14 protein-coding genes and 2 pseudogenes (1 of these 16 running past the window's edge) are annotated in these 18,269 nt (G+C 69.9%); 15 read left to right on the top strand and 1 reads right to left on the bottom strand.

Going from position 1 to position 18,269, the window contains the following annotated elements; all coding sequences use genetic code 11:
- Nucleotides 1-1,404 carry the 5' portion of an ATP-binding protein gene (locus CED_RS07390; RefSeq protein WP_035909448.1) on the bottom strand. 1,161 nt of this gene lie to the left of the window's left edge, so 1,404 of the gene's 2,565 nt are visible here — the first part of the coding sequence; its start codon is at nt 1,402-1,404; the stop codon falls past the left edge of the window.
- Between the two features lie 563 nt (nt 1,405-1,967).
- Here CED_RS07390 and CED_RS07385 point away from each other — a divergent pair.
- From CED_RS07385 to CED_RS22280, 15 genes and pseudogenes are all read left to right on the top strand, one after another.
- On the top strand, nt 1,968-3,590 hold the full coding sequence (locus CED_RS07385) for an AMP-binding protein (protein ID WP_023840423.1): 1,623 nt from the start codon (nt 1,968-1,970) through the stop codon (nt 3,588-3,590).
- Nucleotides 3,587-3,826, top strand: a complete 240-nt coding sequence (locus CED_RS07380; protein ID WP_011437665.1) for an acyl carrier protein — start codon at nt 3,587-3,589, stop codon at nt 3,824-3,826. The genes CED_RS07385 and CED_RS07380 overlap by 4 nt, the downstream gene beginning before the upstream one ends.
- Nucleotides 3,823-4,764, top strand: a pseudogene (locus CED_RS07375) (transglutaminase). The gene CED_RS07380 and the pseudogene CED_RS07375 overlap by 4 nt, the downstream one beginning before the upstream one ends.
- Before the next feature lie 31 nt (nt 4,765-4,795).
- Entirely contained in the window at nt 4,796-5,914 is a 1,119-nt protein-coding gene (locus CED_RS07370) for a ferritin-like domain-containing protein (protein ID WP_011437663.1), read from the top strand.
- A complete protein-coding gene (locus tag CED_RS07365; protein ID WP_035909445.1) occupies nt 5,911-6,600 on the top strand; it encodes an SGNH/GDSL hydrolase family protein in 690 nt (229 codons plus the stop codon). Before CED_RS07370 ends, CED_RS07365 begins: the two co-directional genes overlap by 4 nt.
- Entirely contained in the window at nt 6,597-8,789 is a 2,193-nt protein-coding gene (locus tag CED_RS07360) for an iron-containing redox enzyme family protein (protein ID WP_035909441.1), read from the top strand. Before CED_RS07365 ends, CED_RS07360 begins: the two co-directional genes overlap by 4 nt.
- Nucleotides 8,786-9,934: an acyl-CoA dehydrogenase family protein gene (locus tag CED_RS07355; protein WP_011437660.1), complete on the top strand. Its 1,149-nt coding sequence runs from the start codon at nt 8,786-8,788 to the stop codon at nt 9,932-9,934. The genes CED_RS07360 and CED_RS07355 overlap by 4 nt, the downstream gene beginning before the upstream one ends.
- Nucleotides 9,935-9,970: 36 nt before the next feature.
- On the top strand, nt 9,971-11,263 hold the full coding sequence (locus tag CED_RS07350) for a lysine N(6)-hydroxylase/L-ornithine N(5)-oxygenase family protein (protein ID WP_035909438.1): 1,293 nt from the start codon (nt 9,971-9,973) through the stop codon (nt 11,261-11,263).
- Between the two features lie 89 nt (nt 11,264-11,352).
- A complete protein-coding gene (locus CED_RS07345) occupies nt 11,353-12,348 on the top strand; it encodes an FAD-binding oxidoreductase (RefSeq protein ID WP_035909436.1) in 996 nt (331 codons plus the stop codon).
- Nucleotides 12,345-14,333, top strand: a complete 1,989-nt coding sequence (locus CED_RS07340; RefSeq protein ID WP_011437657.1) for a class I tRNA ligase family protein — start codon at nt 12,345-12,347, stop codon at nt 14,331-14,333. The genes CED_RS07345 and CED_RS07340 overlap by 4 nt, the downstream gene beginning before the upstream one ends.
- Nucleotides 14,330-15,880 (top strand): AMP-binding protein, encoded by a 1,551-nt coding sequence (locus CED_RS07335; RefSeq protein ID WP_035909431.1) that lies wholly within the window; start codon nt 14,330-14,332, stop codon nt 15,878-15,880. The genes CED_RS07340 and CED_RS07335 overlap by 4 nt, the downstream gene beginning before the upstream one ends.
- On the top strand, nt 15,870-16,163 hold the full coding sequence (locus CED_RS07330) for a hypothetical protein (RefSeq protein ID WP_084680725.1): 294 nt from the start codon (nt 15,870-15,872) through the stop codon (nt 16,161-16,163). The genes CED_RS07335 and CED_RS07330 overlap by 11 nt, the downstream gene beginning before the upstream one ends.
- A 3-nt stretch (nt 16,164-16,166) precedes the next feature.
- On the top strand, nt 16,167-16,766 hold the full coding sequence (locus tag CED_RS07325; protein WP_035909428.1) for a GNAT family N-acetyltransferase: 600 nt from the start codon (nt 16,167-16,169) through the stop codon (nt 16,764-16,766).
- Complete coding sequence (locus tag CED_RS07320; protein ID WP_035909427.1) at nt 16,757-17,779, top strand: C45 family peptidase; 1,023 nt, start codon at nt 16,757-16,759, stop codon at nt 17,777-17,779. The genes CED_RS07325 and CED_RS07320 overlap by 10 nt, the downstream gene beginning before the upstream one ends.
- Before the next feature lie 88 nt (nt 17,780-17,867).
- Nucleotides 17,868-18,269, top strand: a pseudogene (locus CED_RS22280) (helix-turn-helix domain-containing protein); the annotation flags it as partial.

The following is an 18,269-nucleotide window of genomic DNA, read 5'->3' as shown; positions in this document are numbered from 1 at the left end:
CNCCGCAACCGCCAGGAACGCCAGGAGCGCGAGAACGTTGTTACTCTCAGCGACGATGAAGCGGTGTACTGGTTGGATGAAGTAGTAGTTCAGCAGCAGCAAGCCGCCGACCGCGGCCAGCAGTGCCGGCAGCAGGCCGCCCACCAGCGCCACAGCGACCACCACGATCAGGAACCCCAGCACGTTGCTGGTCAGGTTGAGACCGGTCCGCTGGTGCGTCAACGCAAGGGTCAGCAGCGGCAGCAGCACGACCGCGGCCAGGACACCGGCAAGCCGCCGCCGGAGGGTCAGCCCACGGGCCCGGCGGGGCAGCAGCCGCCCCTTGCCCACCTCCTCATGGGTGACCAGGTGCACGTCGATCGGCCCGGACAGTTTCGTTGTCGTGACGCCGATACCAGGGTCGATCATGTGGGCCAGCCTGCCGCGCCGGCTCGCGCCTAGCACGAGCTGGGTCGCGTTCTCCGCTCGGGCGAATTCAAGCAGCGCGATGGGAATGTCGTCCCCGACCACCTGGTGGTAGCTGCCGCCCAGGCTCTCCACCAACACCCGCTGCCGGGCCAGGTGCGCGGGCGACGCACCGGCCAGGCCATCGGATCGGGTGACGTGGACCGCGAGCAGGTCCGCACCCTTGGCGCGATCCGCGATCCGCGCCGCCCGGCGGATCAGCGTGTCGCCCTCAGGGCCGCCGGTCAGTGCGACAACCACCCGCTCCCGCGTCTCCCAGATGCCGGAGATCTGGTGCTCGGTGCGGTAGTGATCGAGCTGTTCGTCCACCTTGTCGGCCAGCCACAGCAGCGCCAACTCCCGCAGCGCGGTCAGATTGCCGACTCGGAAGTAGTTGCCCAGCGCGGCGTCGATCTTGTCTGGGCCGTAGATGTTGCCGTGGACCATCCGCCGCCGCAGCGCCTCCGGTGTCATATCGACCAGTTCGACCTGTTCGGCGGCGCGTACCACTGCGTCCGGCACGGTCTCCCGCTGCGGGACTCCGGTGATCCTTTCCACGACGTCGTTGAGTGACTCCAGATGTTGGATGTTCAATGTCGACAGCACGTCGATGCCCGCGTTCAACAGCTCGTGGACGTCCTGCCAGCGCTTGGCGTTCCGGCACCCCGGGACGGTCGTGTGCGCCAGCTCGTCGACGAGCACCACCGCTGGCGCGCGGGCCAGGATCGCATCCACGTCCATCTCGGTAAAGGTGGCACCGCGGTAGGAGACCGTGCGGCGGGGCATGATTTCCAATCCGTCCAGCAACGCGGCGGTCCGCGGTCGCCCATGGGTCTCCACCAGCCCGACCACGACGTCCGTTCCGCGTGCCTTGCGCCGCTGAGCCTCACAGAGCATGTCGTAGGTCTTGCCCACCCCGGGCGCCGCGCCGAGGTAGATCCGCAGTCTGCCGCTCGCCATACGTCCCAGTTTCCGCGTACGAGCCGCCGCTCACGAGCCTGCGGNGCGATACGTGACCAGCTGATCGAGGCAGTCGGAGCGGGCTGCGCGATCCACACCGGCGGCAACCTCACGCTACGTGGGCCAGCCGACGCCCTCGTTCTCCGCGCGCTGGTCACGGCCACCGCCGCTGCCTGAAGATCACGTACGGCATAATGGACACCAAGGCCATCAGGCCGAGCGCGAACGGGTACCCGAACTCCCAGGGCCGCGCAGAGATCGCGCTACGTTGTGATCGGTGACGGCTTGTAGCCGTGCTGTGAGGTGGCTCGCGGCGCCCTGGGTGACGCGGCGCGAGCGAAGCGCCGCTTTCCCCACGCGTACCCGACACGGGTCGCGCGCACCAGCTCCGCACACCCAGATACCGGTTCAAGGAACACGGCAAAGATCGTCGAAATCGAACGATTGATTGAAGATTAGTAACCTTCTTGCGCTCTGACGTAACTTGTGTTTCGCTTCCATTGATTCCGTCAATCTCCCGATTTGGGGCGTTATTTCGTTTATTCGGGCAAGGGGGAGACCTGGTGAGCGCGCTCTGGGATGCGGTAGGCACCAACGCCCGCCCGAAGACGGCACTGCACCTGCCGTTCGAGGGACGATCCGTACCCGTCACGCAACTGCTGGCCGACGCCGAGCGGACGGCAACAGTGATCGCCGGCCGGCGTCGCGTCGGCATCCTGATGGCCAACGGCGAACCCTGGCTGCGCGGGCTGCTCGCGTGCTTCCGGATCGGGGCTGCCGCGGTGCCCATCGCCCTCCCCGTGGCGTTCGGGAGCAGCGAGGGCTACCAGAAGCACCTGCGCCGCGTCATCGAGGACGCNGAGCTGGAGACCCTGCTGGTGGACGGCCAGAGCGCGCACCTGCTCAGCCGGCTCGGAACGTTGCCGAACGTCCGGCTGGACGACATCACGGAGGTACCCGAGATCACGGAGGTACCCGAGCCGGCCGGGCCGGTCGGTGAGAACCCGGCCGACGAGTTCGCGGTGATCCAGTACACCTCCGGTAGCACCTCGGCGCCCAAGGGCGTCGCGCTGACCGCCGGCACCATCCTGGCCGGCCTGGCGGCCATAGCCGACGGCCTGGGCCTGACCGAGACCGACGAGATCGGCATCTGGCTGCCGCTGTTCCACGACATGGGCCTGTTCGGCATGCTCGCGCACCTGGCCAGGGGCTGCTCAGTCAACCTCTGGCGCACCACCGACTTCCTCCGGGACACCCGCGGGTGGCTGGCTGGCGCGGCGGCGTCCGGCGCCAGCGTGCTGCCCATGCCCAACTTCGCCTATCAGCGCATGGTCGACGCGGTCGAAGCCGGCGGCGCTCCCGACGGACTCGATCTGTCCGGGTGGCGGGCCGCCTGCAACGGCGCCGAGCCCGTGCGGTGGTCGACGCTGGAGGCATTCAACCGGGTGTTCGGCCCGTACGGGTTCCGGCCCGAGGCGATGCTTCCGTGCTACGGCATGGCCGAAGCCACGCTCGTCGTCAGCTGGGCGACGCCGAAGGACCTGCCGTGGCACCTCACCGTCGACCGGTTCGCCCTCGCGCCGGGCGACGAGGTCGCCCGCGTCGCCCCGGAGGCCGACAACGCCCGTGAGGTCGTCGCCTGCGGTTCGGCGGCGCCGGGCATCGCCTTCCGGATCGACGCCCCGGGTGCCGGTCAGGTCGGTGAGGTCCAGATCCGTGGCGCGGCCGTGATGGGCGGCTACCTCGGGCTGCCCGCCGACCAACAGCCCTTCACCTCCGACGGCTGGTTGCGCACCGGCGACCTCGGGTTCGAGGCCGAGGGCGAGTTGTTCCTGGTCGGCCGCCTCAAGGACATGGCAATCATCCGCGGTCAGAACTACTACGCCGAAGACGTTGAGCAGATCGCGCGCCGCGTCCAGGGTTTCGACGTCCGGGCCTGCGCCGCCCTCCAGGCCAGGGACGGCGGCTTCGAGCACCTCGCGGTCCTCGTCGAGACGCCGCTCGAGGGTGCGGAGGCCGCCGCTCTGACGAGTGCCGTCGAGGCGGCCATCTCCGCTGAGCTCGGCCCCGGGGTGGCGTTCGTGCACCCCGTGCCCGTCCGCTCCATCCCGCACACCAGCTCCGGCAAGGTTCGCCGCCAAGCCGCCAGGGACCTCTACCAGAAGACCGTGAAGGACGCCTCATGAGTATGCAGACCGTCGAGGACGCGGTGGCCACCGCCCTGGCCAACCGGCTGCAGATGGACAAGGCCGACATCGACCTGGATCTCCCCATGCACCTGCTACCGAAGATCGAGTCGGTGGTGATCCTCAGCGTGGTGGTGGATCTCGAGGACGCACTGAGTGTGGCGATTCCCGACGACGTCCCGTTCGCGGCAGTTACCGCGCGTGACCTTGCCGAGCTCATCAAGGAACTCATGTGAGACTCCGCTTCGAGCCGACCCCGCCGGACCTGGCCGTCTTCGACACCACCCTCGCCGACGCGGCCACCGTGCTGTGCACCGACGAAGCCGGGGTCGCCGCGCTCGGCCTGCGGCAGGTCGACGGCCTGCTCGACTACACCGACGTCGCCAACGCGGCGCTGCACTCGGGCACCGGCACCACGGTGCCCGAACTAGCCAGGCGGCTGCTCATGCGGTTCGTGGCGGCCGAGCCGGACAGTTGGTTCGTGCCCCTGGACTGGACGGTTGCGGTACACCGGGCACCNACCGGTGAGACCTTCCAGGTGGCGGTCCCGGAGCTCGACGCCGAGGGCGTCGAGCTCCTGGACGACCCGGCTGCCGACCTGCCGCGGCCGGTCGTCGCCGAGGGTTATCAGGTCGATCCGTACCAGGTGCGCGTCCGGCTCACCGGCGAGCGTTTCGACATCGCCGACCGCCGGATCCGCGCGGCGTTCGATGACGTCCTCGGTGCCTTCGACAGCGGCGCGGTGCGCTATCAGGCGATCGCCGAGCCGCTGCGCACCGACCACCGACGGTCCTGGGATCTGGGTGTCGCCGACTGCGTCGTGGCGGGGNGGGNCCTCNCCNNCCNGCNGCGGGNCGNAGGATTCCAGGCGCGGGCCCGCCGCGGCTTCCTGCTGGGCCTCGTCGGCAACGACCACGGCTGGTGCGAGGTCCACCTCGACGGTCAGTGGCGCGCCCTGGACCCGGCGTTCGCCTACCTCGCGGCCGAGCATGGCCGGGACGGCGGGGCGGAGTTCCGGGCGGCCTGCCGTGGCAGCCGGTTCAACCGCCTGCTGCCGTGCGCCGTGGCCGAGCCGGCCGCGCTGTTCCTGCGGCCGGACGGCACGCCGCCGGCGGCGTGGGCCTTCGGGGCCGTGTCCTCACGTCTTCGGCGCGCTGTCGTCAGCCGAGCCTGAAGAGATCTGAAGAGACCTGAAGAGAGTGGTCATGAAGTCAGACACGATGGCGAAGCTGGCTGGTGGCTGGGCCGTTCCGCTCGGCGGGGACGCGCTGTTCACCTGGGACTACGACGCCGGCACCGAACAGATGCTGAACCTGTACTCCCGCGGCAAGCAGCGCCAGTGGGACGCCGAGACGCAGCTGGACTGGAGCCACGACGTCGACCCGGACAACCCGCTCGGCCTGCCCGACGAGTTCATCTGGATCGCGGGGACGCGGGTATGGGAGCGCCTGCCGGAGGCGGAGCGGACCACCGTCCGCCAGCACATAGCCGGGTGGCTCTATTCCCAGTTTCTACACGGTGAGCAGGGCGGCCTGGTGTGCTCGGCTAAGGTCGTCCAGGCCGTGCCGGACATCGCCTCGAAGTTCTACGCCGCCACGCAGGTGATGGACGAGGCCAGGCACGTCGAGGCGTACCAGCGCATGCTGCAGGCAAAGATCAAAGTGCACTACCCGATCTCCACCGGTCTGCGCGGCCTGCTTGAGGCGATCATCGGTGACAGCCGCTGGGACATCACCTACCTCGGCATGCAGGTGATGATCGAGGGCCTGGCGCTGGCGGCGTTCAGCATCCAGCGCGACCGGATGCGCGATCCGCTGGCGCAGGCGCTCAACGCCTACGTGCTGCAGGACGAGGCGCGTCATGTCGCGTTCGGACGGTTGGCACTGCGCGACTACTACAGTCAGCTCAGCACCGCCGAACTGCGTGAGCGGGAGGATTTCGCGGTCGAGGCGTGCTGGGTGCTCAAGGACCGGTTCGTCGGCGAGGAGATGTGGCGCAAACTCGACTACGGCGCCGAAGAATGCATCGCGCTGGCCAACCGCTCGCCCGCCCAGCGCGAATTCCGGCGCCGGGTGTTCACCCGGATTGTCCCAACGCTGAAGGACATCAACCTGTTCGGCCCCAGGATGCAGGAGAGCCTGCGTGAGCTGGGCGTCCTCGGGTTCAGCCGGGTCGACGGGGCCGAGATAAGCGCCGAGGACGAGCGGATCGCCGACGAAATCGCCAGGCTGGAGTTTGCCACTCGGCAGCGGGAAGTGTCCGCGGTCATAGCCGTCGGCGCCGGGTCCGACGACGGCGACGACGACTGCGAGGACGAGGGATGACCGAACTGACCGAAGCCACCGACCCATACGTCATCTCCACCGAAGCCGGTGTGGAGCTGCTGGCGGGCGCGCCGTGGAAGCGGATCGCGGTGATCGGTGACAGCATCTCGACCGGAATACNCGAAGCTGTGCCCGGCTACCAGGATCTGTCCTGGGTGGACCGGATCAGTGCCGTGCTGCACCGCATTCACCCTGACCTCGACGAGATTCGACTGGCCAAACGCGATCTGACGCTGACCGAAATCCGCCAGACGCAGTTGCGGCCGGCCCTGGATTTCAGGCCCGACCTGGTGTTCCTCTCCGGCGGCGGCAACGACTTCATCAGGCCGGGCTTCGATCCGGTCACCGTGCGCGCCGAGCTGACCGAGATCGTTTCCAGGGTCAGGGTGACCGGTGCCGACATCCTCACCATCGGGATGCTCGATATCAGCCAGGCGGGCATCGTCTCCGAGAAGTACGGGGAGATGTTCAGCAAGGCGACCAGGATCGTCACCCGGATCACGCGGGAGGTGTCCCAGGAGTACGGCGCGATCTTCGTCTCGTTCACCGACCATCCGCTCTGCGCCGACGCGGGCATCTACTGCAGCGACAGGCTGCACCTCAACTGCCGCGGTCAGGCGTTCGAGGCCACCGGGAAGATGCACGGACTCGCCGCTCACCTGGCCGCGAGGAGCAAAGCCGCATGACCGACCTGACGACCTCGCTGCCGCTGGGACCGTTCGAGTGCGGCCCGGCCGCGGCCGCCGAGGCAGCCGCGGCCGTGGCCGGGCCGCCGGCCGCCCTGTACCGCCAGCTGCTGGTCGAGCAGGAGTCCGAGGCGACGCTGGTGGCCGCCCGCCGGGTGCTCGCCGCGTTCCTGCCGGACAGTGCTTCCCTGGCCAGGGAAGCCGGTCTGGCCAGGGAGGCCGGTCCGGACCGGGAGCACGTGCTCGCCGAGCTGGCCGGCTCCCGCGTGGCGATTGCGGGGGTCGCCGCTCGGCTTCGCACCGCTTCGGCTGAGACTGTGGCCGCGGTGCTGCGGCAGCGTGCCCCGCTCGCGCTGATCGAAGGCTGCTGGCTGGACACCGTGTCGCAGCCAGCTNCCCANCCCGCCGTGATTGTCAACCGGCTGGGCGTCGAGCAGCTGGAGTTGCTGGGTCGTGGCGTGGCCGAGCGCACCCTGGCCCATCAGCGCCGCCGGCTGCTGGCGGAGCACGGCGTGGTGCTCCCTGACCTGGCAGCCACCGACTTCCTGACCGCGGCGCAGGCCCGGCCGCTCACCGTGGTGACGGCCGCCTTCTACCTGTCGCTGTCCCGGCTGCCGGCCAGTTTCCTGCCCGAGGTGGTCGGCGTGCACTGCGCCTTCCGGGCACTGGGCACCGACGCCGCACTATCCGGTGTGGACGGCCCACCCGGTGTGGACGGCCCTGGGTACGATCCGGCGCCGCTGCTGGCGGAGTATCTGGCGCTTACCGAGCAGTCGCCTACCGGCCCGGCCGACCGGGCGCGGCTGCTCGCGGCGATCCAGCTCGTCGTGCGTCTGGAGAGCGCGCACGTGGCGATGCTCGACGATCTCGCGAGCTGGCACCAGGGCCTGTCACTCGACGCCAGAGTGGCGCTGATCGTCGCCAGGCACGCACCGTACGCGGGCCGCCAGCACCACAAGGTGCAGATCTCCGGTACCCCGCTGCGCGACCTGTTCGCCGACCCGGCGTTCGACGCCGCGGCGTTCATCCGTCAGTTCCGCTCCTCCAGCCAGCTGAAGCCGCTGCGGGCCGGCGGTTGCCGCTTCACCAGGGCGATCACGTTCGGTGGGCCGATGTTCGGGATCTTCGACGAGGCCGAAGCGCGCACGATCGGGCGGTGGGCGGCCGCTGTTGCCGCGGGTGAGGAACCCGGCGCCGACCTGGCTGCCTGCACCGCCGGCGACGAGGGTGCCGCTGCCTGGCAGCATGCGCTCGTGGCCGGCGACCCCGGCGACGTCCTCGCGGCCGAGCCGCCGGCTCTCGACGAGCGTCAGTTCCTGTACCGCCTGGTCAACGTCGAGCGGTTCCCCAGCGTGCTGGCTGCCGCCCGCAGCCGCGTCGAGCGGGTGCTCGCCCAGGCCGAGGGGATGTTCGAGCTGGGAGCCGCCGGACGCTACACCGACGCCAGCTGGTTCGACTACAGCCCCGAGGCGCTGTGGGAGCGGGTGGACACCCTCTACTGGACGAAGCTCGTCGAGCCCTTCCGGCCGCTGACCGACATCCCGTCCAGGAAGAACGTGATCAACAACCAGAAGCGGTTCGCGCTGGGCAACCTCGTCGACGGCGCCTGCATGCACCGGATCGGCAACACCGGCCGCTTCCACCGCCCCAGCGACGGGCCGCTGTTCGCCATCTACGCCGACGAGATGGGCCGCGGCGACATCGCCAAGAACCACATCACGCTGATCCAGCAGGCCCTGGCCAGCATGGACATCCACCTGCCGCACCCGCGCTCGGAGGAGTTCCTCACCCAGGCCGAGCTGCCCGACCTGACCTACCCGTACGCCACCTACCAGCTCAGCCTGGCGCTGTTCCCGGACTCCCGCTACGAGGAGATCCTCGGCTACAGCCTGGGGGTAGAGATGTTCGGCCTCGGCGAGCTGCGGCTGCATGAGATGGAGAAGATGCGCCACCACCGTTTCGACATCGCCTACGAGGCGGCGCATCTGTCCATCGACAACGTCTCGGCCGGCCACGCCCGCCAGGCGACCGACCTGATCGTCGGCTACCTCGACCACGTCGGCCGCACTGCCGGCCCGGTTGCCGTCGAGCGAGCCTGGCAGCGGGTGTGGCGCGGCTACGCCTCGTTCGCGTTCTTCGTCGAGCCGCAGTTGGCCAGGCGCCTGATGGCAGGGCGGGCCGCCGCATGAGCCTGGACCCGGAGCTGGTGGCGCTGCCGTTCTACGAGCAGTCACACCGCGAGCTGGCCGAGGCGCTCGGCAGGTTCTGGGACACCCGCGCCGATCTGGCGGCGGCAGCCCGGACCGGCGCGCCGGCGAAGTACGGCGCCCGCGTGCTGCGCGAGCTGGGGGCCGCGGGGTTGCTGGAGCCCGCCGACCTGCGCAGCCTGTGTCTGACGAGGGAAGCCCTGGCCTACACCGAGGACCTGGCCGACTTCGCGTTCTCGATCCAGGTCCTGGCCGCCTGGCCGATCCAGCGCCACGGCACCGACGAGCAGAAGCGGCGCTGGCTGCCCGGCATGGCCTGCGGCGAGCTGGCAGGTGCGTTCGCGCTGTCGGAGGAGCAGGCCGGCTCGGACGTCGCCGCGCTCGCCCTGCGCGCCGTGCCGGACGGCGCGCAGTACGTCCTGGACGGGAACAAGATGTGGATCGCCGGCGCCGCGGGCGCCGACGTCTTCTGCGTGGTGGCCCGCACCGGTGACGGCCCGGCCGCGCTGGGCCTGACCGCGCTGCTCGTCCCGGCCGGCACCCCGGGCCTGCGGATCGAGCCGATCGACATGGTGGCCGAACGCGACATCGCCCGACTGGAGTTCGACGGCTGCCGGGTCCCGGCCGACGCCGTCCTGGGCCCCCGCGGCGGCGGGTTTGTCGTGGCCATGGAGCTGCTCGAACGGTTCCGCCTCACCGTCGGCGCCGCGGCGCTTGGCTTCGCCCGCCGGGCCGCCGACGCCGCTTTGGCCAGGGCCAGAGAACGGGCCGCGTACGGCAGGCGGCTGTTCGACCTGCCGACGGTGAAGGCCAGCTTCGCCGATGTCGAGGTACGGCTGAACGCCGCCGCCCTCCTGGTGGCCAGGGCCGCCTGGGAGGCCGACCGGGGCGCCCCGCTGGCCAGGCACTCCAGCATCGCGAAGCTGTACGCCACCGAGGCCGCCCAGCAGGTCGTGGACGCGGCCGTGCAGGTCTACGGCGCGGCCGGGCTGGTGCACGACAGCCTGCCGGAGCGGCTGTACCGGCAGATCCGGTCGCTGCGGATCTACGAGGGCGCCTCCGAGGTGCTGCGCCTCGCCATCGCTGACGCCCTGGGCCCGCGCGGCCGGTTTCACGAGCGAATGTAAGTTCGTCTGTCCGAACGCTGAAAGCGAGCTCTTCTCATGGGGAGTAAGTCTCCGCGGTACCGCTGTGTCGGAATCGGGGCCGGACCGGCCAACCTGAGCCTGGCAGCCCTGTTGCACGGTGACCCAGGGATGCCGAACCTGGTCATCGACAGGAAGGCCGAATTCACCTGGCACGACGATCAGCTCATCCCTGGAGCGACCCTCCAAGTGTCCTTGTTCAAGGACCTTGTGAGCCTGTCCGACCCGACCAGTCCATTCTCGTTCATAGCCTATCTCCACGACCGCGGGCGAATCTACCACTACCTCAACGCACAGTTCGAAAAAGTGCCCCGCGAGGAGTTCCGTAACTACCTCGGCTGGGCCTGCAGTCGCAACGAGAACGTTGTGTTCGGCGAGGAGGCGCAGGCCGTCGACTTCACCGGCGACGCGTTTGTCGTGCAGACCGACAAGCGCGCTCTCCTCGCCGACAACGTGGTGGTCGGCGTCGGCACCGTGCCGTGGGTGCCGATGTTCGCCCGCCCGCACCTGGGCAGCACTCAGTTCCACGTCAGCGAGTTCAGGTCGAAAGCCGTCCGCCTGCGCGACAAGCGGGTGGCGGTGATCGGCGGCGGCCAGTCCGGCGCCGAGGCGTTCCTCGACCTGATCTCCCGGCCCGACAGCGAACTGCCGCACCGGGTGTCGTGGCTGTCCCGCCGGCGCAACTACTTCCCGATCGACGACTCGCCGTTCACCAACGAGTTCTACATGCCCTGCCACTCCGACTACTTTGCCGAGCTCGACCTGGCTGTACGGGCCGACTTCAACAGCCAGCAGGTGCTGACCAGCGACGGCATCTCCGAGTCCACCGCCCGGGAAATCTATCAGCAGATCTACGTCCACCGGTTCATCACGGGCGCCCCGCAGCTCACCGGGCTCTACCCCAACCGCGAGGTGGTCAGCGTCGAGGCGTGCTCGCCGGACGGCTGGAGCATCTCCGTCCAGCACAACGACCTGGCCGGCGGCCTGGAGATCTTCGAGGCCGAAGTGATCATCTGGGCCACCGGGTTCCAGCCGGCCCGGATGGACTTCCTGGCACCCCTGGAGCAACGCCTGGCGCGGGAGGACGACGAGTATCAGGTGGACGCCGACTTCGCCGCCAACTGGGACGGCCCGGCCGACCGGAACCTGTTCCTGCAAAATGCCGTCCGCACGCAGCGCGGCCTCGCCGACCCGAACCTCAGCCTCACCGCCTGGCGCAGCCAGCGGATCGTCGACCGGATCCGCGGCGTCCGGAGCAGGGGACAGGACCCGGCGTTCGCCGAGTGGTCACCCAAGACAGGGGCCCGCTAATGGGCCAAAGGGCGTGCGATTATGGCGAAGCTGCACGCCCGGAGGCCTTTCTTTCCGGGAAAATCCTGGGCCAAAGGGCGTGCGATCATGTGGACGCCGACGTCGTGGTGGTCGGTGCCGGAGTGGTCGGCTGCCTGGTGGCCACCGAGGCACTGGCCCGCGCGCCCCACCGGCGGGTGACGGTGATCGACAGGGGAGTGGTTGGCGGCGGAGTGTCCCGGTTCTCCGCCGGCCTGCACTTCCCGCGCGGTGCCACCCCACGGGTGCGGGCGCTGGCCGCCTACAGCCATCGCTGGTACGAGGACCTGCGCCGGCGAGACCCACAGGTGCCGATCCACCCGGTGGGCCTGACCGTGGTCAGCACCGACGAAGCCGCCGTCCGGGAGCACTACCTCCCCGAAGCGCGGCTGCGTCCGGCCGACCAGGGCTGGGAGGGCGACGGCGCCCACTACGCCGACGTTGGAGCGCTCACCCAACTCCTGGCCGCTCGGCTCCGCGACCGCGCGGCGTTTCGGGAGGGCACCGCGGTCACCGCCGTGGGGTCCGCACCGGACGGCGTCGTCCTCACGCTGAGCACCGGTGCCCGGCTCACCGCCGGCCGCGTCGTGCTGGCACCGGGTCCCTGGCTGGCCTGGCCGGAGCTGCTTGCCCCGCTCGGCGTCCGGATCAAGAAAGTGGTCGCCCTGCACATCGAACGACCCGCCACCCCTCGCGACCGCACGACCGTCTTCCACGACGAGGACGCGTTCCTGCTACCGCTGGCCCACCGCGGCCACTGGCTGTTCAGCTACACCTCACCCGACTGGGACGTCACCCCGGACGCGCTGACCGGGGAGCTGTCCGCCGACGACCTCGACCGCGGCCGGGCGATCCTGGATCGTTACGCCCCGAAGCTCAGCCCGTACTGTGTCTCCGGCCGCGTGTTCTGCGATGCCTACAGCCCCGACCGTACGCCGATCGTGCGCCCGGTCACCGCCGACGGCCGGGTGCTGTTCGCCGGCGCGGCGGGCGGTTCCGGCTACCGGCTGGCCCCCGCGATCGCCGCGGCGGCCGCCGACCTGCTCGACGAGAAGGACACCGCATGATCATCGACCGCTTTGGCGTCGCCGCGCTCTCCGAAGCATTCGGGATCGACATGGTCTCGGTCGACGGGCTGGGCACCGGCGCCGCCTGGGGCCGGGTCGCACCGGGCGTCGCCTCGGCGCACCACCGGCACGACGAAACCGAGCTGATCGTCATCGTCGCCGGCCGCGGCGAGTTCGTCGTGGGCTCCGAACGCCACCCGGTCGCGCCGGGCACCGTCGTCCTGTTCGAGCCGTTCGAGGCTCACGTCGTGGAGAACACCGGGGATCAGGATCTGGTCTTCCTCACCCAGTACTGGCGCGACGGCGCCCGCGCGGTGTCCTCGGCCACCCCGGTGACCAGCGAGCACGGCGACCGCCCGGTGTTCGTCTTCTCGACGCCGCCCACCCCCAACGGCGACCTCCACCTCGGCCACCTCTCCGGCCCGTATCTGGGTGCCGACGCCTACGTCCGGTTCCAACGGATGAACGGCGCCAACATCTGGCACCTGACCGGCAGCGACGACTTCCAGTCCTACGTGGTCGACTGCGCTCGCCGGGAAGGCAGGTCGAACGCCGAAACGGCCGCGCACTACAGCGCCGAGATCGCGGAAACCCTGCGACTGATGGACATCCCGCTCGACCAGTACACCGTCACAAACGCCGACCCCAGCTATGTCCCCGCGCTGAAGGACTTCTTCACCAGGCTGGTCGACTCCGGCGCGATCGCCCCGAGCGACGGCCCCGCGCTGTTCGACCCGAAAACCGGCCAATACCTCTACGAGGTCGACGTCCGCGGCGGCTGCCCCGGCTGCGGTGAGATCACCGGCGGCAACATCTGCGAGGAGTGCGGCGAGCCGAACACCGTGGTCGACCTGGCCGATCCGGTCGCCAAGCCCTCCGGCGAGGCACCCGCTGCCGGCACGGTCCGCCGCTACGTGCTGCCGCTGCATGAGCACGCGGGCACGGTGCTCGACCATCACCGCCGGGGCCGCGTCCCGGCCCGGCTACGGGAGCTCGCCGCACGACTGTTCCGCCGGGAGCGGGTCGACATCCCGGTCAGCCACCCCAGCGACTGGGGCATCACCCCGCACGAGGCGAACGGCGCCGGCCAGGTGATCTGGGTATGGCCGGAGATGGCCTTCGGCTTCCTGCACGGCATCCAGAAGCTCGGCGAGCGCATCGGCCGCGACTGGACGGCCGCCGAGCCGACCGACGACTGGAAGATCGTCCACTTCTTCGGCTACGACAACAGCTTCTACCACGCGATTCTCTACCCGGTGCTCTACCAGCTCGCCCTGCCCGGCTGGACGCCGGACATCGACTACCACGTCAACGAGTTCTTCCTCTACGACGGCCTGAAGTTCTCCACCGGCCGCCGGCACGCCATCTGGGGCAAGCAGATCCTCGACGCCGGTAGCGTGGACGCCGTGCGCTACTTCCTCGCCCGTAGCCGTCCCGAGGCGCAGCGAACGAACTTCGAGCTCGACGCCTACGAGCACACGCTCGCGACCACCCTGATCGGCACCTGGCAGGCCTGGCTGAACGACCTCGGCCAGCACGTGGCCGACCACTACGACGGGGTGGCTCCCGACGCCGGCAACTGGACCCCCGAGCACGCCGGGTTCCTCAGCCAGCTCGCTGCCCGGCTTGGGGCGCTCACCGCCAGCCTGCGGCCCGGCGGGTTCTCGCTCAACCAGGCCGCCGCCGAACTGGACGCCCTGGTGGCCGACGCGCTCCGGTTCAGCCGCCGGGAACGCGTGCTGGCGCGGGCCGGCGGCATGCCGAACGAGGTGCGCACGGCCACCGCACTGGAGCTGGCCGCCGCCGCACTGCTCGCGCACGGCGCCGCGCCGGTCATGCCGCGCTTCGCCGTCCGGCTGGCCGAAGCCCTTGGCCAGCCGGCGCCCGACCAGTGGCCCAGCACGGTCGAGCTGATCCCGCCGGGCAGCAAGGTCACCCTCGCCCACACCACGTTCTTCCGCCCGACCAGCAGGAGCCTGTCATGATCAACAAACTCCTGGCGTCCACCCCGGACCGCGGGACGCTGTACATCACCAGGCTGGCCGGCACCCGCGAGGTCCCGCTCGCCGAGGTCTGGCGACTGTCCGGCCTGGTCGCGGCCAGGCTGCGCGCCCGCGGCCTCGGCGCGGGCGACCGGATCGGCATCCTCTCCGCCAACAGCCTCGAGTGGGTGGTGCTCGACCTGGCCGCCCTGCGGCTCAAGGTCGAGACCGCCGGCCTGGAACCGGGCAAGTTCGCGCCTACCCGCGAACTCATGGACCGCTACGGCCTCTCCCTCCTGTTCACCGACCGGCCGTCCGACGAATCCGGTGTCGAGCAACTCGCGGCCCTGCTCGACGACCTGCTCGACGACCTGCTCGACGACCTGCCCGACGACCTGCCCGACGACCTGCTCGACGACCTGCCCGACGTGCCCCCGCCGCCGGTCAGGTACGCCCCCGACGAGGTCACCACGATCAAGTTCACCTCGGGAAGCACCGGCACGCCCAAGGGCCTGGGCGCCACCGTCGGCAGCATCGACAGCTCGCTGGACGCCGTCCAGGGCATGTTCGGCCACGGCCCCGGCGACAATCTGCTGGTGTTTCTGCCGCTGTCGTTGCTTCAGCAGCGCTACTGGGTGTATTCGGCGCTGCTGCACGGCCACGACGTCACGGTCTGCACCTACGAGGCGGCGTTTGTCGCACTCACCCAGGTACGGCCGACCGTCGTCATGGGCGTGCCCGGCTTCTTCGAAGGTGCCCGCAGCCAGATCGAGCGCCGCACCCAGCGCACCGGCCGGGACCTCGCCGATGTGGCCCGCGACCTGTTCGGCGACCGCATCCGCTACCTCTGGACGGGCTCGGCGCCCGCCGATCCCGCCACCCTTGCCTTCTTCAACCGGCTCGGTCTGCCGATCTACGAGGGCTACGGCCTCAACGAGACGTGCATCGTGGCCAAGAACCACCCGGGCGCGCACCGGGAGGGCAGCGTAGGCCGGGTGCTGCCGGGCAAGCAGGTACTCATCGACGATGACGGGGTGATCAGCGTCCGTGCCCAGCACCCGGTGAACGGGCGGTACGCCTACTGCGAGCCCGGCGACTCCGAGCGGGTCTTCGGCCCCGACGGCACCGTGCGCACCGGTGACCTCGGATACCTTGACGCCGACGGCTTCCTGTTCGTTCTCGGTCGTGCCGACGACACGATCGTGTTGGACAACGGTAAGAAGATCATCGTCAGGCAGATCGAGGAGCATCTGAAGGCCAGCCCGGCCATCGCGGAGTGCGTGCTCTACTGCCCGGCCCAGACCGAGCTGGTGGCGGTCGTCTCGCCGGCGTCGGTGCCGGCGGACACCGCTGCCATCTCCGCACAGCTCGCGGCCACCAACAAGGCGCTCGGCGGTGACCAGTACATCCACCGGGCCGTGGTGGCCGACGAGCCGTTCAGCATCGACAACGGCCTGCTCACATCTCAGTACAAACCCAAGCGGAAGCAGATCCGAGCGGTGTACCTGCGCCAGCTCGGCGACCCGAGGAAGGGACTCCATGCTGCCTGACTCTGTGCTGCCCGACTCTGTGCTGCCTGACATCGAGACCGTCGTCCGGGAGAACCTGGCCGCGGTGCTGACCATCGACATCGCCCCCGAGGACCTGGAGCCCGCTGCCGCCCTCACCGGTACCTACGGGCTGACCTCGCTGAACAAGGTCCTGTTCCTGACCTCGNTGTGCAGGGACACGGGCATCGACATGGCCCATTTCACCGAGGACGATCTGGCCGGGATGCACACCCTGCGTGACTGCGTGGAAATCCTGTCCCGGCACGCTCCAGCGGGGGCCTGACCGGTGGNCTGGCGCACGGACGGCCCGGCCGTCCTGGACAACGACCACGTCCGCCTCGCACCCGTCACCGAGGCCGACCGGGAAGCGTTGCGGGCGATCGCTTTCGACCCGGACATCTGGCGGTACTTCGTCTTCCGGGTGGAATCCGATGCCGACTTCGAGGCGTTCTTCGACGCATCTCTCGCCGACCATCGGGCCGGCCGGCGATGTGTCTTCGTCATCACCGACAAGCGCACCGGCCGGGTCGCGGGCAGCATGAGCTATAGCAACCTGTCCGAGCCGGACGCTCGGCTGGAGATCGGCTGGTCGTGGCTCGGCCGAGACTTCCGCGGCACGGGGATCAACCGGTGGGCCAAGGTGCTGCTGCTGGAGCACGCCTTCGAGCGCCTGGGCGCGCTGCGGGTGGAGTTCAAGACCGACGTGTTGAACACCCAGGCCCGCGGCGGCCTGCGCAACATCGGCGCCGTCGAGGAGGGGGTGCTGCGCAGCTACAACCCCATGCCGGACGGGCGCCGTCGCGACGCGATCTACTACAGCGTGCTGGTCGAGGAATGGCCGATCGTGAAGAAGACGCTCGCCGAGCGCCCTAAGGCGTGCCCGTGACCGTCCTGGTCAGGGCGGACGGGGAGCCGTCGGAGCTGGGCAAGGCCCACGGGGCGGCGTTGGCGGGGCGGCTGCGGTCGTTTGTGGACGACCACGTCTGCCGGCTCGGCCGGCTGCTGCCCGACCCGGTGACGCTGGACGGACTGCGCCCGACGATCGCCCGGTACCGTACGGAGATCGAGCACGCCACGCCGCGGCTCGCGGCCGAGGTCGCCGGGCTCGCGTCCGGCGCGGGCCTGGACGAGGACGAGGCCTGGCTGCTCCAGCTTCGGCGCGAGATCCTCGGCTACACCAAGATCCCCACCGCGGGTGACTGCACCACCTACGCGCGGGTCGCCGGCCCGCTGCTCGCCCAGACCGTCGACCTCAACGGCGACCTCGAAGACCAGATCGCCGTCCTCGACCTGGCCTCGCCGATCGGCCGCTCGCTCGTGCTGAGCTTCGGCGGCCTGCTCGGATACCTCGGCCTCAACAGCCGCGGCCTCGCGATCGGGCTCAACCTCGTCCTGGGTGGCGACTGGCGGGCAGGTCTGCCCCCGTACCTGGCGATCCGGCACCTGCTCGACACAGCGGAGGACGTCGAGGAAGCCCTCGACGTCCTCCGCGGCCTGCGGCTGGCCAGCTCCCGGTCGCTGACGCTCTGCGATGCCACCCGGGCGGTCTGGGTGGAGATCCTCGGTGACGAGCTACGGACCGTGCAAGCGCCACAGACCGTCCACACCAACCACTTCCTCCATCCCGACTTCGTTCCCCACGACGAGATCAACGTGTTCGCCCGCAACTCCTCCGTCCGCCGGCTTGAGGCTGCCACGGCGGTGCTCGCGACCCTTGGGAAGGAGCCCGAGGAGCACCTCGCGTTGCTGTCCGCCCCACCCATCCGGGTGCCCGACAACGGCGACGTCCGGCGGGAGCGCACGGTCGCGGCAGCAGTCCTGTTACCGGAGCTCGGGGAGCTGCGGCTTCGGCCCGGCGACCCGGCCTTGTCCACTACTCGGACATTCCGGTTGAAGTAACAATCGTGGCGATGCTCCACCACGACGGACCACTCTTCCGCCGCTGTACCTACCTGCTGGAACAAGCGGTTCGTTAGCCGACCCTTCCATGATTTGGCGTCGCGGGAGGTGGAGAGGGTTCGCTCTCGATCCAAACACCGTCCGGCTTGCCGCTCTGCGCCGGCATGCCGGGGCAGGGCGGTTCGCCTACAACTGGGGTCTGGTCCGGGTGAAAGCCGCGTTCGCGCAGCGCGAGGCCGAACAGTCCTACGGGCTGACCGGTGATCTGCTCACCCCGGTGTCGTGGACGCTGCCCGCGTTGCGGCTGGCCTGGAACGCTGCGAAACACAAGCTGGCCCCGTGGTGGGCGCGGTGCTCGAAGGAGGCGTTCCGCGCTGGCCTGGATCAGCTTGCCCGGGGGTTGAAGAACTTCACCGACTCCCGGTAAGGGAAGCGGAAGGGCCGGCGGGTCGGTTTCCCCGGTTCAAGAAGCGCGGGAGGGCCCGTGGCT

The organism is Frankia sp. CeD (genome assembly GCF_000732115.1).
Taxonomy (GTDB): Bacteria; Actinomycetota; Actinomycetes; order Frankiales; family Frankiaceae; genus Frankia; species Frankia casuarinae.
Note: the sequence above shows the minus strand (reverse complement) of the source record. Positions and strands in the feature narration are given on the sequence as shown.

What these genes read in the sequence shown, in the direction of transcription:
- CED_RS07380 (WP_011437665.1), top strand. Translation starts at nt 3,587, where the DNA reads ATGAGTATGCAGACCGTCGAGGACGCGGTGGCCACCGCCCTGGCCAAC.
- CED_RS07370 (WP_011437663.1), top strand. Translation starts at nt 4,796, where the DNA reads ATGAAGTCAGACACGATGGCGAAGCTGGCTGGTGGCTGGGCCGTTCCG.
- CED_RS07355 (WP_011437660.1), top strand. Translation starts at nt 8,786, where the DNA reads ATGAGCCTGGACCCGGAGCTGGTGGCGCTGCCGTTCTACGAGCAGTCA.
- CED_RS07350 (WP_035909438.1), top strand. Translation starts at nt 9,971, where the DNA reads ATGGGGAGTAAGTCTCCGCGGTACCGCTGTGTCGGAATCGGGGCCGGA.
- CED_RS07340 (WP_011437657.1), top strand. Translation starts at nt 12,345, where the DNA reads ATGATCATCGACCGCTTTGGCGTCGCCGCGCTCTCCGAAGCATTCGGG.
- CED_RS07335 (WP_035909431.1), top strand. Translation starts at nt 14,330, where the DNA reads ATGATCAACAAACTCCTGGCGTCCACCCCGGACCGCGGGACGCTGTAC.